13 protein-coding genes and 1 tRNA gene are annotated in these 15,235 nt (G+C 53.6%); 10 read left to right on the top strand and 4 right to left on the bottom strand.

Annotated elements, in window-relative coordinates; genetic code table 11:
• The first annotated feature begins 1 nt into the window (after nucleotide 1).
• The 5 genes from J7394_RS09945 (at nucleotide 2) to J7394_RS09925 (ending at nucleotide 2,639) form a co-directional block, all read left to right on the top strand.
• Nucleotides 2–580, top strand: coding sequence for a nucleoside triphosphate pyrophosphatase (locus J7394_RS09945; protein ID WP_209252724.1), 579 nt, complete (start codon nucleotides 2–4; stop codon nucleotides 578–580).
• Nucleotides 577–1,599 carry a ribonuclease E/G gene (locus J7394_RS09940; protein WP_209252722.1) on the top strand — a complete coding sequence of 341 codons (1,023 nt, stop codon included), beginning with the start codon at nucleotides 577–579 and terminating at the stop codon, nucleotides 1,597–1,599. The genes J7394_RS09945 and J7394_RS09940 overlap by 4 nt, the downstream gene beginning before the upstream one ends.
• A complete protein-coding gene (locus J7394_RS09935) occupies nucleotides 1,596–1,778 on the top strand; it encodes a DNA gyrase inhibitor YacG (RefSeq protein WP_170462961.1) in 183 nt (60 codons plus the stop codon). Before J7394_RS09940 ends, J7394_RS09935 begins: the two co-directional genes overlap by 4 nt.
• A gap of 79 nt (nucleotides 1,779–1,857) precedes the next feature.
• Nucleotides 1,858–1,932, top strand: a tRNA-Phe gene (locus J7394_RS09930).
• A gap of 134 nt (nucleotides 1,933–2,066) precedes the next feature.
• On the top strand, nucleotides 2,067–2,639 hold the full coding sequence (locus J7394_RS09925) for a hypothetical protein (RefSeq protein ID WP_209252720.1): 573 nt from the start codon (nucleotides 2,067–2,069) through the stop codon (nucleotides 2,637–2,639).
• 1 nt (nucleotide 2,640) lies between these two features.
• Here J7394_RS09925 and J7394_RS09920 read toward each other — a convergent pair whose 3' ends face one another.
• The 3 genes from J7394_RS09920 to J7394_RS09910 all read right to left on the bottom strand — a co-directional run bounded on the left by J7394_RS09920 (nucleotide 2,641) and on the right by J7394_RS09910 (nucleotide 5,734).
• Complete coding sequence (locus tag J7394_RS09920) at nucleotides 2,641–3,711, bottom strand: tyrosine-type recombinase/integrase (RefSeq protein ID WP_209252718.1); 1,071 nt, start codon at nucleotides 3,709–3,711, stop codon at nucleotides 2,641–2,643.
• Between the two features lie 334 nt (nucleotides 3,712–4,045).
• On the bottom strand, nucleotides 4,046–5,395 hold the full coding sequence (locus tag J7394_RS09915; protein ID WP_209252716.1) for a phage major capsid protein: 1,350 nt from the start codon (nucleotides 5,393–5,395) through the stop codon (nucleotides 4,046–4,048).
• Between the two features lie 3 nt (nucleotides 5,396–5,398).
• A complete protein-coding gene (locus J7394_RS09910; protein ID WP_209252713.1) occupies nucleotides 5,399–5,734 on the bottom strand; it encodes a hypothetical protein in 336 nt (111 codons plus the stop codon).
• Nucleotides 5,735–6,029: 295 nt separating this feature from the next.
• Between J7394_RS09910 and J7394_RS09905 the strand changes: the two genes are divergently transcribed.
• Together J7394_RS09905 and J7394_RS09900 are read left to right on the top strand one after the other, a co-directional pair.
• Entirely contained in the window at nucleotides 6,030–7,040 is a 1,011-nt protein-coding gene (locus J7394_RS09905; RefSeq protein WP_209252711.1) for a hypothetical protein, read from the top strand.
• A 171-nt stretch (nucleotides 7,041–7,211) separates the two neighbouring features.
• Nucleotides 7,212–8,267: a hypothetical protein gene (locus J7394_RS09900; protein WP_209252709.1), complete on the top strand. Its 1,056-nt coding sequence runs from the start codon at nucleotides 7,212–7,214 to the stop codon at nucleotides 8,265–8,267.
• Nucleotides 8,268–8,760: 493 nt separating this feature from the next.
• Here J7394_RS09900 and J7394_RS09895 read toward each other — a convergent pair whose 3' ends face one another.
• Nucleotides 8,761–8,994, bottom strand: a complete 234-nt coding sequence (locus tag J7394_RS09895) for a helix-turn-helix domain-containing protein (protein WP_371811993.1) — start codon at nucleotides 8,992–8,994, stop codon at nucleotides 8,761–8,763.
• A 351-nt stretch (nucleotides 8,995–9,345) separates the two neighbouring features.
• Between J7394_RS09895 and hsdR the strand changes: the two genes are divergently transcribed.
• From hsdR to J7394_RS09880, 3 genes are read left to right on the top strand one after another with little or no spacing between them, the layout of a single operon-like run.
• Nucleotides 9,346–11,724: an EcoAI/FtnUII family type I restriction enzme subunit R gene (hsdR, locus tag J7394_RS09890; RefSeq protein ID WP_209252705.1), complete on the top strand. Its 2,379-nt coding sequence runs from the start codon at nucleotides 9,346–9,348 to the stop codon at nucleotides 11,722–11,724.
• 14 nt (nucleotides 11,725–11,738) lie between these two features.
• Nucleotides 11,739–13,289: a class I SAM-dependent DNA methyltransferase gene (locus J7394_RS09885; RefSeq protein WP_209252703.1), complete on the top strand. Its 1,551-nt coding sequence runs from the start codon at nucleotides 11,739–11,741 to the stop codon at nucleotides 13,287–13,289.
• Complete coding sequence (locus tag J7394_RS09880; RefSeq protein WP_209252701.1) at nucleotides 13,289–15,073, top strand: restriction endonuclease subunit S; 1,785 nt, start codon at nucleotides 13,289–13,291, stop codon at nucleotides 15,071–15,073. Before J7394_RS09885 ends, J7394_RS09880 begins: the two co-directional genes overlap by 1 nt.
• Nucleotides 15,074–15,235 lie beyond the last annotated feature (162 nt).

The following is a 15,235-nucleotide window of genomic DNA, read 5'->3' as shown; positions in this document are numbered from 1 at the left end:
TATGGCGTTTATCCTCGGATCGGGCAGCCCAAGGCGGCTGGACCTGCTGGCGCAGCTTGGCGTGCAGCCCGATGCCGTGCGCCCTCCTGACATTGACGAAACGCCTTTGAAGGGCGAGCTTCCGGTTCCCTATTGCAGCCGAATTGCGCGCGAAAAAGCGCAGGCCGTTCAGGCGGATAGGGCGGATATCGTCCTGTGTGCCGATACCACGGTGGCGCTGGGGCGCCGCATTCTGGGCAAACCCGAAAACGCAGGCGAAGCGGCCGAGTTTCTGCACGCCTTGTCCGGGCGTCGGCACCGGGTCGTGACCTCGGTCGCGGTGCGCTGCGGCGATCAGATGTTGCAGCGCGACGTGGTCTCTCAGGTCAAGATGAAACGCTTGTCGGATGTCGAGGTTAACGCCTATCTTGCGACAGATGACTGGCAGGGCAAGGCGGGTGGTTATGCCATCCAAGGTCCCGCCGGGGCGTTCATTCCCTGGATTTCCGGATCGTTCACCGGCATCGTGGGCCTGCCCCTGTCCGAGACCGCCGCACTTTTGCAGGCAATCGGTTACCCATTGTACAGAGAGGCGCCATGAAAGGCCGCACAATCGTTCTGGACCATATCGAGGGCCGCGAAGCAGCCGCGCTGATGGTCGACGGCAAGCTCGACGATTTTCTGATCGCCGGAGACGCACCGCCCCCCGGCACGATCTACCGCGCCCGCGCGGATCGCCCGGTCAAAGGCCAAGGCGGCATGTTCCTCACCACTCCAGACGGGCCCGCCTTTTTGCGTCAGGTCAAGGGCCTCGCGCCCGGAGCGCTACTTCTGGTGCAGGTGACAGGTTTTGCCGAACCGGGCAAAGCCATTCCGGTCACCGACCGCGTTCTGTTCAAAAGCCGCTATGCGATTGTCACGCCCGAGGCTCCGGGCCTGAACATCTCGCGCAGCATCAAGGATGAGGATGAGCGCGACCGCCTGCTGGAAATCGCCCACGAGGTCATGGCTGACAGCGCCTACGGCCTGATTCTGCGATCCTGCTGCGTTGGTGCGGATGCGGATGACATTGCCGAAGACATCGGCGCCATGCTGACGCAAGCCGAACAGGTCCTGAACGATCCGGGCACCGAGCCTGAAACCCTGGCCGAGGGTGACGGCCCACATATCCTGGCCTGGCGAGACTGGACCGACCCGGTGGATGTCGTGACCGAGGCCGGTGGTTTCGAACACCACGGCGTTCTGGACGCGCTGGACATTGCCCGTGGCAGTGCCGAGCCTCTGCCGGGCGGAGGGCATCTATACATCGAACCCACTCGCGCGCTTGTTGCAGTGGATGTGAACACCGGCGCCGACACGTCGCTCGCAGCCGGTACAAAAGCCAATTTCGCCTGCGCCAAGACCCTTCCACGCGCCCTGAGGGTGCGCGGTCTGGGCGGGCAAATCACCATCGACATGGCCCCAATGCCCAAGAAAGACCGTCGCGGTCTGGAGCAAGCTCTACGCGCCGCGTTCAAGGCGGACGGGATCGAAACGACGCTCGCGGGCTGGACACCACTGGGCCATTTCGAACTGCAGCGCAAACGCGGACGTATCCCTCTAAGCGAGGTGCTTCGATGACCTGCCCGATCTGTCAGGAAAAGACGGTTTCCAAATACCGCCCGTTCTGCTCGAAACGCTGTGCGGATCTGGACTTGGCAAAGTGGCTGAACGGATCCTACGCCGTGCCCTCGCAACGCGAAGAAGATATCGAGGACGCGATTTCCGAACCCGAAGACATCCCCCGCCGTCCGCACTGAAAAAATATCAAAAAGCCTCTGGACACTGCTTGGTGCAAGTCATAGAAGGCCTCCACCCAATGGCTATTGCCATTCCCGTGCCCGGGTAGCTCAGGGGTAGAGCAGTGGATTGAAAATCCTCGTGTCGGTGGTTCGATTCCGCCCCCGGGCACCATTCAAAAAAATATCCCTTTAATATCAAAATGTTACCTAGAGATATTGTCTCACCGAACCATTTGGGGCAAGAAAGTGGGACACTTTTGTATTTGTTCTGTTCCCAACTCCAACCGATTTTCCAAAGGCAATCACATGAAATTCGTTGTCAACAAGTCCGCCCTTCCTGAGTTCTATCCAACTCACAGGCATGAGCCGAAGTTCTGGGAATCTCTGGGGCGCGTGGTGGCGACGTTTGGTTTCCTGGAGGAAGTTTTAGGCAAGGCCATTTTTGTGATAACCGGAACGAAGCAATATCCGGAAGAAGAGATTGAAGCTGAGCTAGAAAAATGGCGGAAGACGTTAGAGCGAGCAGTGTCCGATCCCTTGGGAGGACTAATAAACGAATACGTTAAGGCTGTGGAAACCAATCCGGACGCGACAATCACTAACATTGAGGCTTTCGAGAAAGACCTCAGGAATGCAACAAGACTCCGCAACGCACTGTGCCATGGTTCTTGGCGCGCACCCAATGCCGACGGTGCTTCTCGCCTATTTTACGTTGAAAAGAAAGACATGCAGCGTTTTGACAGCGCGGTCGATACTCAGTTTTTGCTGGAAACTCAAAGACATGCCGCAGAGCTTGCTGCGGAGGTTATCAACACTGTGACCAGTATGGGCTTTCAGTTTCCTGGCTCAGAAGGGCCAGGCCAGAAAATCTGGAATTGAATCAACTCGGTTTCTTGCTGCCGGACAGTCGTTCCAATGCGCTCTGCGCACGTGTCTTCTGACTCGCTGCGCGTGTGTATCGCGTTACCTCTTTGCTGGTGCGGTGTCCGGTGATCGCCATGATCTCTTGTTCGGTACAACCTAGCTCAGCCAACCGCGCTGCCGCAGCCTTGCGCAGTCCGTGGACGGAGCATTGCGGCAAGCCCGCATCATCGCACCACTTACGAAACCGATTCCCGAATCCGTTCGAAGTGAAAGGGCGATTGAAGGCCGTTACTAGGAAGGTCAAATCGCCGGTCGGTGTTTGATCTATGACGCATTGCAACTCAGGAATGATTGGAATTTCCATTCGCACAGGATTGCGATTTCGCCCTTTGTGCTGCGTAAAGACTAACCAACCGTCGCGGATGTGTTGCTTACCAAACTGCACCAGGTCAGAGCGTCGTTGTCCAGTGTACAGGGCGAGGGCTAAAGCCAGGCGCGCGGTCGTACCGACGGGATATGCCTCCTCGTACTTTTCGATTTCGTCCAGCGTCCAGGAGTGGAAGCCATCAGCGTTACCTTTTAGATATTCCACCTTGTCCGCCGGATTGTCGTCGTGGTGGTCGTATCGCAGCGCGAACCGATAAAGCTGTCGCAATGCCTTGACCATGCTGTTTGCGGCCTCTGGGCGGTCTGACATTTCATCGCGTCGAATACGGACGTGTCTGGGCTGTAGCAGAGCAAAAGGTTTGTCCCCGTCGTTCTTGTGCTTGCAGAAGCGTTCCAAGATTGCACGACGCACCTTTTGAGTGCGTGGGTCCAACTCTTTGAACATTGCGCTTTTGAAATACTGAACACATAGCCAGCGAACGCTGCGCGGGATTACCTTTCCAACCTCAAGGCTTTTATCTTTGCGTTCAGAAAGCCCTGCTGCTGCCTCTCGATAGTCTGCCAGGAATTCAGGTGAACCGGCTGGGCCGCGTAGTCGAATCTTTCGACCATGGCGACGGTAATAAAGCCGCACATTGCCGTGCCGATCTGTATCCTCGACAACATATTTCAATCGAAATTTCATTTGCTCCTCGGTCATTTAATCATCCCAAGGATTATAGTCCGCGTCCTCACCACCAGGTAAAGCCTCAAATGAAATGTCCAGTAAACGGACGTCCCACACCCTTCTGCCGTCAATTTTCTTGGGTTTCGGCATTCGACCGTCAGCCACCATTGCGTCAAACTTAGACGCGCCGACACCAATGTACTCGGCGGATTCCACCCTTGAGAGGCCGCGTCGTGTTGGAAGCGGGACAAGGCCAGCACTTTGACTTGAGGCTGATTGAAGCATGTGGACCTCAGCATGTTTGACGCAGAGTGGCCTGCCCCAACAGAGTAGACGTTGAAGGGGCAGGAAGTTCGTTCAGAGGCGGTTACGGGGTCTGTATATCCTGGATTGCCGCGAACGATTCTGCATGGCGGGCGGCAATGTCCCATTCGGAATGAGCCACCAGCCGGACATTCCCTTTCGCGGCCTCGGTCGCATCGTCCACTATGAGGTCAATGCCTCCCCATTGGCCAATCAGAAAATCCTCCCAGGCGCCAAAGATTACGGCCGACAAGTCGGTTCCGCTGCCCTTAGTTAGATCGGATGGTACGTTGCCGGAGAACCGGGCTTTGTATCCAGCCAGACGCAAGTCCTCTGCAGTCGCTGCCGCATCAGGGTCCAACATCATTGTGTCAGTGCCAGCGATGCGCGGAGTGGACATGAGGTAGCCTTTGACTTTGAGATTGCTCAGGAAGCCCAAAGTCGCCGGATCGACGTTCGCCGACTCTACCTTGCTCACAAGTTCCATGAGCTTTGCCCAGGTCACGAGGTCGCCATCGGCCCCCAATTCAACAGAGCCGATGCCGGTTTGGTTCAAGATACCCGTTGGTTGTTCGGCTACCCCGCTCCCCGCAATTGCAGCTTTGTCCAAAGCTACCGCGATTTGGGCGCGCAGATCGTTAGATAGTCTTTGATCCACGGCGGGTAGACTTTGCTTAAGTTGGCGGCGGGAAATCCGGGTGTTGGCTGAAAGCTGGTGCATTGTCAGCGTGACTGCATCGAAGCCAGGTGTGGATTCGGTTGCCTCTGCATTTTCTTCAATCCACTCGGCCGAACATCCGGCCGTCTGCCGGGGGATGGATACGTTTTCTACCAGACCGGGCAGAACGGTTGCGCCCAATTCCATCACGCGGACCTGGGGTTTCAATACCTCAATAAATGCGTCGTGCATCTGCTGGGTTCCGATCAGCGACGAGGCGTTTGTGGTTGTGACCAGGTTACGGCCAGCCAATACGGCAGTTGGAACATAACCGTTGGGTTCGCCCGCCGGTTTCAACTCATGGACGGCGTAACCCACCGACACCGATTGCACTTCGCCCGCCTCGATACGGGATAGCATTGAGTTGCCTTCTTTGGTGTCTGCCAGCCGAACAACTGCGCGGCCCCGGCGGTCCTCGATCTGGGCGGAAACAACCGTCCCAACCATCGAGTCGACATCACGCCGGTGATCTTTGAGGACAGGGGCAGAACCGCTGTTGAGCCTCACCAGGTCAACCTCGCTCGGTTCGTGTCCCAGAACCTCATATGCCGGTCCCATCTCGGTATTTCGCAGGACCGGAATTTCGCTTGAGAATGATAGGCGGACTAAACGGTCGCCTTCTTCCAACTTCGCATCGGCCGAAATCTCGGGGCCAAATGCGGGGGTTTTCTGATCTTTGAAACGCTGGTGCAACATCGGTCACGCATCGTTTCTCAAGGATGCGACACCCATATTTATGTGTGCAGCAAACTCAGCGACAACCGCCGGGCAGAAGCCAAACAACGGGGCGTTGTCTTGTTCGGCGGCGGCCACAAAGCGCCGCAGCTTTGCATCTTTGTTACTGACGATCCCCCGCGCCCCGTTAGGGTCGAGTCGGTAAACGACCAGGGCGTCGGGGCCGCACGTCACCGCCGCCTCAACTTTGTCTGGGGTGTCTCGCAGGATGTCCAATGCCTCTTGAGTTTCTATGCCCGCATGGCCGACCTCGCGGGCCAATTTTGTCGGTAGAGAGTACGATTGCTTCGAGCAGGTCACCTTTGGCTCCCTAAGTTGTTAGCTTGTTGATGCCAGCAGGTGTACAAAGGCTTAAAGAGCAGTGAACGAGCCGCTCCGACAGATCGTGCAACGATCAGTGTAGCTATCGTCTTCCTCGAAGAAGCGACGTCAGAAAATATATTGAGAACATGTATATTTTATTCGGCTGGAGACCGATGCAAACTGTGCGGTGAGGCACGTAGTTCATTTGTTGTGCGAAGTGCTTCTAAGTTGATGGAAGTAAAATTTACATTCGCTATGGTGGCGTTAGGAGAATTTCTTAAGGAAAGAATTTATGGGAAAGTGGAAGAAGAGTTTCCGGTCAATTCCAGCCAAGCTGAGAGCCGATTTGGCGAACATTGAAGGCGAGAACATTAAGGTTTTGGCGGGGAAGATCATTACACCTGAAGAGGTCGACGCGGGGCTGTATGATCATCTGGGATTAACTGAGGAGAGACTGATCCCTGTCAACTCGTGGGAAGTGCTTCCACCATCGACTATGGGAACGCGGTCAAAACGCAACGTTGAAGGCTGGGTCCAAGTTAGAAAAGACCTGCCCAAATTCACAAAGTACTTTTATCACGATATTCAGAATTTTGGTGATGGTGCTCGCTATGGCTGGTCAACGGTAGCTATTCCTCGAGAGGTATATGAGCGGGACGAGTTTCCACCGTTCTTGTTTCATATCGAGGCCAGAGTTCAGGAGGTTCGACCGGATGGTTCATTCGGTGTCGTGTTCTCTGTTGACGAAGTTTTGCTTCGCGACACCCCTGACTTCGACAACGACCTGTTGTTCGCAGTGAATCTGCTACAAGAGAACACTGGAGTGTCCGGTGTTGTTTCTGCAGAAAACCCGGAGTTTGTGTTTACCAGCAGCTTGAACTGGGAGCTTTTCCCACCAGGCGATCTTGAAGCAGCAGTCTCGGAGTTGTCACGCGGTCGGAGGCCCGTGCCGGAAGAGACAGTTCGTGAGCGACTGCAGCTGTTTGAACAATTCCAGCCGACAGAGTACATGCGCGGTCTTGGAGGAAACGACCACTATATTGGTGCTAAATACTCAGATGATCTCGTTGTGTTTGAAAACCTGAAATACGGGAATGCCTTATACGTGCTATACGAGAACTGGGAAGAGTTGTCTCAGAAACCCCGAAATGAACTTCTTAAGCAAAGAACGAGTCAATTTGATCGCATCATTCACACCGATGGTTGGGAAACCAGGTTTGCAGTTCTGATGCAACGAGAACTGCAGGAGCGAGGCATACGAATTAGAATCGGACGTAACATGCGCCGTCGTTACAGACGTTGAACTCTGGTTTCCCCGCGCCCCTATGTGCGTGCAACCCTCTCCCCAAAACCGTTAGAGGTGGGAAAGCGATGCGATCCTGAAATCGCGATCTCGACAAACACCGATACAGCTTTAAGGTGCCGGTACAAATCTCAAGAAGCAAAAATTTGAAGCGAACTATCAAGAGGTTTTATGAGCGAGGACAAAGAAGAAAAACCTCCTATCTGGGGAGCGTTTTGCAGCGCATTGGATACTGAATACCGCGAAGCCAAAGAAATTACCGGCGCTAGCGGTCTGGTACATCCGGTTGAAGCTATTGGTGTAGATGACAAGGGCAAGCGCGTCGTTCTAGTGTCAGGCGAGTACAACCCGCGAGTATCGGCACTAATGAGGGGCGATGTTCAGGCTACAATGCCGGGAATGAAGGTGATCGTTGCTCGACCCCTAGCGATTGACCTAGCCTACGCTGCGAAGAAAATGTTCTTCACAGAAGAAGGAACAATCGACGTTTCCAAACTGTTGCAGGTTGCCTCTATCCTCCAAGAAGAGGAGGATAAAAAGGAGGACATGTTCACAGAGCTGTTTGGTGAACCTGCCTCTCAGCTAATTATGTCCGTATACCTAAGTTCGCTTCCTGCGAAAACGCACATCCTAAACTTGGTAGAGCAATTTGGTTTCCTGGACTGGTCTAAGGTAGCAAAACCCAAAGACAGCAATTTCATACAAACTGCCACGGATCTACTCACTCAGTTTTCGAACATGGACAATCTCGCCGGAGACCGGGAACAAGGTATATGCCCGGTGCCAACTTATGAATTGACTGAGTCTGATTGGGATTTATTCCATCAAAATAAACACATTGATGAAATTCAAGCGCGATTGCGTGACCTTGATATCTATCAATATTTTTTCCCTCCTGCGGATAGCCTAGCGCTCGGTTTGATCGACAGAGGAATGGCAACAGATAGGGAGGTTCTTGACGGGTTTGCGCTTGCTCAAACGCAAGGGCATCAATTGTCAGAAAACGCAATTGTGCCGGATGTCGATGAGCTTTTTGGGATAGTAGAGGCACTTAAAGCGAACGGATACGCTATCGAAGGAGAATTCAGCACGGAATTGACAGACGAAGGCCGTGCCGTTCGGAAAGTGGTGAACATCAGACCAAGCGAAGGGCTGATAGCTAAAATTTCTCGTGTAATGTCGGTTAAAGTGGACCTTAATCTCAAGGACCTGCTTGGGCCAAAGTAATACTAGGGCTTTAACAACAACCCCAATCGAAAAGCCCACTTGCCCAAAATTGCTCGTCGGCCAGAGTAACGTGGTGCGAATATACCCACGTTGCACATCGCTAGAAGGACCCAAAACTAGATTATTGAGTGGATTTCCACCCGACGCTGCTTCGAAAAAGCCGCTCAGGGAGTTAGGGAGCGGTTTCTATTGGGGCTAAGTATTATTGGTCAAATTGCCTGTTTCTTGCGTGGGGGGTAGGTAATATCCTCCCTAACTCCCTATATATAACAAGAATAACCATAACTACTTGTATTTAAACAATAATGCTGAGTTCTCGCCCCAAATTCGACCTCCCTAGTTCCTCCCTGTGGTTCCCTGTTGATCCCTGCATTATGTCATTCTGCGTCAATCATACTGTGCAATTCGCGACTTTCTCCAAGCGCTAACTCCCTACAATGCCCTGGATTTTGTGGTTCGGGGGAGCGGGGGCGTGGAAGTGGAAAAGGCAAGTCTAGCTTCGGCGCACCAGTCGAACGCCGCGACCCCCACCGGTGGACCCTATGAAATCAATGTTCGCCGCTTGAAGGGCGGAGCGGATTGCTTGGATTGTGACGGCACGCCCACCCAACACCTCGGTGTCCTGGGCTTCTAACCGCGCGATAGTTGGCAGAGAAACACCAGATGCCACAGCCAGGTCTTCTTGAGACCAACCGATCAACGCTCGCGCCGCCTTAAGCTGTCTCACGGAGAATAAATCATCTTCCACGTGTTTACTGTTCGCTAACAATTTTAATATTTTTTATATTACAAACGACTGATACCCCCTTTGGGTCCCATTCGTTCCGTTGGTTGGATCAGGTCATTCTATAGGACTTTGACTTGCCCACCACGAGACAAAAAACCGCTGACGCGGTTCTTCGTTCAACCGACCGCTTGAAAGCGCTACTAGCCCGCTGCGTATTTTGATTCAAAACCCGGTCGGATCATCCCGAAATCCCGACTTCCACACTTGCTTATTGTGCGAGTTTAAGTGTTCACTCTCATCGCGCGCGGGCGGGAATTCTAATCAATAAGCAAATCGTGGGAGTTCCCTATTTTGGATAGTGAAGCCGATACCTGTCGAAAGGAAATTATTCCGAGGCTTGTGGAGTCTGGATGGGACCAGTCTCCCTATGCAATCAATGAGCAAAGGACCTTCACCGACGGTCGAATTATCTTCGTTGGAGGGAAAGCACGTCGTGGGCGTCAAAAGCGAGCGGACTTCATTCTTCGTTATCGACCCGATTTTCCGATTGCAGTGGTGGAGGCTAAGTCCAAGTACAAACACGCGGGAGACGGTCTACAACAGGCGAAAGAATATGCCGAAATTTTGGGCTTGAAGTTTGCCTATGCGACCAACGGGCGGGAAATCATCGAAGTTGATTACACGACTGGCGTCGAGCGAGAGTTATCTACCTTTCCAACCCCAAACGAACTCTGGCAGCGTCTGACGCGTTCGGAACGATTGGATGAGACGGTGAAGGAACAGCTCCTTGCACCGACCTTCCCTGACAAGGAAAAACCGCTTCGTTACTACCAAGAAATAGCGGTAAATCGAGCTGTGCAGGCCATACTGCAGGAAGAGAAACGCGTTCTGCTGACCCTTTGCACCGGGGCAGGGAAAACCGCAGTGGCATTTCAGATCACGTGGAAGCTCTGGAATGGCGGGTGGAACCCCAAGGGAAAACACAGGAAGCCAAAGGTGCTGTTCTTGGCCGATCGCAATGTTTTGGTCGATGACCCCAAGGACAAGGATTTTTCCGCGTTCGGCGATGCCCGCTTCAAAATCTCGGGTGGTGAGATCAGCAAGGGGCGAGATATCTACTTTGCCATTTATCAGGCAATCGCCGGAGATGAATCCAGAGAGGGTTTATTCAAAGAGTACGCCAAGGACTTCTTTGACCTCATAGTCGTGGATGAATGCCATCGGGGGAGCGCCCGCGATGACAGCAACTGGCGTCAGATTCTCGAGTGGTTCGAACCTGCCTATCAAATTGGCATGACCGCTACCCCTAAGCGCGAAGACAATGCGGATACATATGAATACTTTGGCGACCCGGTCTACGAGTACAGCTTAGCTCAAGGTATCTCAGACGGGTTCTTGGCCCCTTATCGCGTTCACCGCGTCATCTCCGACTTTGATGCAGCAGGTTGGCGCCCATCTCAGGGCGAACTCGACCGCTTTGGGCGAGAAATCCCCGATGCCCAATATGGGACTCGTGATTTCGAACGCGTAGTCGCGTTGCGCGCCCGAACCGAAGCATTTGCTTCTCATCTGACTTCGTTTCTTCATCAAACCGATCGGATGGCGAAAACCATCGTTTTCTGCGTCAACCAAGAACATGCCCTTGAGATGCGAAATGCCTTGGCGCGATTGAACGCTGATCTAGTCAAAGAACACCCAGACTACGTTTGCCGCGTCACCTCTGATGAAGGCGATATTGGTTCGGCCCACCGAGCCAAGTTTCAGGACATAGATCAGGATTCACCGGTCATCCTGACTACGTCGCAACTTCTGACCACAGGAGTAGATGCACCGACTTGTAAGAACGTGGTTCTCGCTCGTGTTGTCGGATCGATGCCTGAATTCAAGCAAATTATAGGCCGGGGCACTCGACTTAGACCAGACTACGGTAAGCTCGCCTTCAACATCATCGATTATACAGGAACCGCCACTGAGAAGTTCGCGGACCCTTCCTTCGATGGCGAGCCGGTTCGAGAGCGAGAGCAGGCTATCGACGCAGAAGGCGAAGTGGTTTCGGAAACAGATGTCACAGACCAAACCAGTTCCATTGACGAGACCAGTACGACGGACATCGATCAAGTTGTGGACGCACTTCCGAACAACGACGAACCGATCCTGCCACGCAAATTCTACTTTGATGGTGGTACTGTCGAAATAATCCGGCAACTTGTCTATGAATTGGACTCCGAAGGCAGGCAACTCGCCTGCCGTCAACTAACCGACTATACGGGGGACAAGGTTCGCACCCTTTACCCCAACGCATCAGAACTCCGGAAGGACTGGCTGGACCCCTCCCGGCGTGCCGAAATAATCGTACAACTTGAACATAAAGGTATCGACGCACAGGCTCTCGGAGAGGCCGTAGGGAAGCCAGAAGCCGACCCTTTCGATTTGTTATGTCACCTCGCCTACAACGCTCCCCTCAGAACGCGGAGGGAGCGGGCTGAGAGACTAAAGCGTGATGAGTCAGAATTCTTCGAGAAACACGGAGATGGTGCGCGGCAAGTCCTTGACGCCCTCGTTGAAAAATACGCGGAGCACGGGACCGCTCAATTCAAGATGCCGGACGTTCTCGAAATCCCCCCTTTCAATAGCTGGGGGAACGTTGTCGAGATCGCCGCCCGATTTGGTGGTGGTAAGGCCATGCGGGAGTCCGTAAATGAACTGCAAAAACGCCTGTACGGCGCATAAGAAAGTGAAAAGACTTGGCACGCCGACCAAACAAACCCCTAACCACCGCCCAGAGACTCGACAGTATCATCAAGTCTGCTCGCAAGATCATGCGCAAAGACAAGGGATTGAGCGGCGATATCGACCGCCTTCCAATGCTGACTTGGATTATGTTCCTGAAGTTTTTGGACGACATGGAGCATATCGAAGAAGAACGAGCGGATATTGCAGGGAAGACGTACCGCGGGGCGATTGAAGCTCCGTATCGCTGGCGTGACTGGGCCGCTGATGAAGGTGGTATCACCGGCCCTGACCTGATCGACTTCCTAACACTAGAAAAAACCACGCGCCCTGATGGCAGCATTGGACCAGGATTGTTTGCCTATCTTCGGAATCTCCGTGGAGAGAACGGAATGCGGGGCCGAAAAGATGTAATCGCAACTGTCTTCCGTGGCCTTTCGAACCGCATGGAAAGCGGGTACCTGCTGCGTGATGTCATCAATCTGGTTGACGGCATTCACTTTGACTCCTCGGAGGAAATCCACACTCTGGGTCGTCTGTATGAGACGCTGCTGCGCGAGATGCGTGACGCCGCCGGGGATTCTGGCGAGTTCTATACTCCACGTCCGATTGTCCGCTTCATGGTTGAAGTGACAGATCCGCAATTGGGTGAAACGATACTTGATCCAGCGTGCGGCACGGGCGGATTTTTGACCGAAACCTATGAGCACATGGCCAAGCAAGCCGACACGGTCGAAAAGCGGGAGGTGCTTCAATCATCAAGCATTTTCGGTGGGGAGGCGAAGCCGCTGCCATTCCTGCTTGTTCAGATGAACCTTCTCCTGCACGGGCTAGAAGCACCCAAAATCACCCCCGGAAACTCGCTCACAGTCCGGCTTTCGGAGATTGGTGACCGCGACCGCGTTAATGTCATTCTGACAAACCCGCCGTTCGGTGGTGAGGAAGAGACCGGAATCCTAAACAACTTCCCGGAAGACCGCCGCACGGCGGAGACGGCATTGCTGTTCCTGCAACTCATCATGCGAAAACTGAAGCGCAAAGGGAAAGGTCGCGCTGCTGTCGTCGTCCCACATGGGGTTTTGTTCGGTGACGGTATTGCGGCCCGCATAAAGGCCGATCTCCTGAAGAACTTCAACCTGCATACAGTTGTCCGCCTCCCGGAAGGGGTCTTCGCGCCATATACAGACATCGCAACCAACATCATCTTTTTCGACACGGAGAAAAAGACCGATGACATCTGGTTCTATGAGCAGCCCAAGCCCGAGGGCCGGAAAAAATACTCAAAAACAGCCCCGCTAACCTATGACGAGCTACAGCCCTGCCTAGACTGGTGGAGAGACAGACAGGAGAATGAAAGGGCGTGGAAAGTTCAAGGCCCGAATATCGTTAAGACTGACGATGCAGGCAGGGTAATGGCCTGCAATCTGGACATAAAGAATCCGAACTCTGGCGGCGTGGCTGACCATCGGACACCAACGGAGATTATCGCGAGCATCGAAGAAAAAGAGCAAGCTGTCTTTTCCATTCTGAAGGACATCAAGCGTACTCTGTCGGAGATGGGCTAATGGCTTGGCCTCAGGTTAAACTCGCCGATTTACTGGAGCAAAGGCGCGAGCGCATACCGATTGAGCCGGGATCCGAGTACAGACAGATTACCGTTCGTTTGTGGGGAAAAGGGCTTACGCTACGAGGTGTACGCGACGGATCGGACATTGCTGCTGTCAGCCAAGTACCAGTGCATACCGATGATTTTCTAATCTCAAAGATAGACGCACGTCATGGAGCTTTCGGTCTCGTACCGGCAAAGCTTTCAGGCGCGGTAGTCAGTAACGATTTCCCATGTTTCAAGGTGAATGGCGATCTTCTTGATCCACGGTTTTTGGCGTGGTTTTCACGTACAGAGACCTTCGTTTCTTTGTGCAGGCAGGCAAGCAAGGGATCGACAAACCGTGTACGACTGAACGAAAGCAAATTTCTGAACCTCACAATTCCACTTCCGCCGTTGGACGAACAACGGGTCTTGGTGGAGCGTCTGGATAGCGTGGAGCAACAGCTTCGCAGGCGGCAGGATCAGCTTGAGGCGATAGAAAACGACACCCGAGCGATGTTACTCAACGCTTTCGTAGAAATCACGGATGGCGTTGAAAACATGGCATTGGCCGAGGTCGCCCCACTAATTCGCCGACCAGTTGAGGTTGAGATTGACGGTGAATATCCTGAGCTTGGTGTCCGGTCCTTTGGAAAAGGGACATTCCACAAACCAACCCTTTCAGGAGCTGACGTAGGAAACAAACGACTGTTTGAAATTCATCAGGGTGACCTGTTGTTCAACATCGTTTTTGCGTGGGAAGGCGCGATTGCAGTTCCGGGTTTCCCGGACCATGGACGCGTTGGTTCGCACCGCTTTTTGACATGCGTACCGAAGGCCAAACTCGCACATGCAGAATTTCTGCGGTTCTATCTGCTGACTGCGGAAGGGCTACAGCAGGTTGGCGAAGCTTCTCCGGGTGGTGCCGGGCGGAACCGCACTCTCGGAATTAAGAAGGCCGAACACATCCGAGTCCCGATCCCTGACATTGGTGTGCAAGAACATTTTGTTGAGCTGTGCAATCAAGTGGAACGTCTCCGAAAAGTACGTATATCGACCGTAAATGACGTTGAAGCTCTAATCCCAGCGATGCTTCATCAGGTATTCGAGAAATCTGCCGCCGAGCCGGACCCGCTGTCTAACGCAACGGAAACGACCGTCGTAAACATGCCCAGCGCGCCGACAACATCAATCGACACCCCTTTCAAGGAAGCGACGCTCGTCGGAGCAATCGTGCAGGCGTTCCATGAGGACAACGGGCAGCCTTTGGGGAACTTCCGGCTGCAGAAGGCGGTCTATTTCGCCCGACGCTATCTGGGGGAGAGCGCCTTGGATGAAACCTACCTGCGGAAGGCTGCTGGCCCGTACAACCCTTCCATGCGCTACTCCGGCGGTATCAAGGTCGCCACCGACAAACAATGGATCAAACGTGCTCGTGGAAATTACGGCGAAGGGAATGCGATAGGCAGCGCCTCTGGCGAAATGGATGAGTGGATCGAAAAATACGGGTTCGCGCCTGCTGCTGCATGGGTCCGAGACCGGTTCAAGTACAAAGCCAACGACATCTGGGAAACCCTCGCCACTATCGACTACACGGCGCTGGCGCTACAGCAAGAAGGCGTGCAACCAACAGCGTCTGCCGTCCTTGACTACATCGAAAACAACGATGAGTGGCGTCCGAAGATCGCGAAACTGTGTCTGACCGAAGAGTCCATCCAAAATGCTATGGTGGAACTGGAAACCTTGTTTTCGGGAGAATAAGCGCAATCCTAAGCGGTCGAATAGGTTGCTCCTACGTCACCGAGGGCTTTAATGGCTTCGTGATCCATCTTGACGTATTGATACCAAAAGACACCGTGTTCCTCCGCCAGAAACAGCACGCCGCGAGCCACGTGCATAGAGTTCGAATTTACGTTCACTTCG

Source organism: Ruegeria sp. R13_0 (assembly GCF_017743995.1).
GTDB lineage: Bacteria > Pseudomonadota > Alphaproteobacteria > Rhodobacterales > Rhodobacteraceae > Ruegeria.
This window is presented reverse-complemented; position numbering and strand designations above follow the sequence as displayed.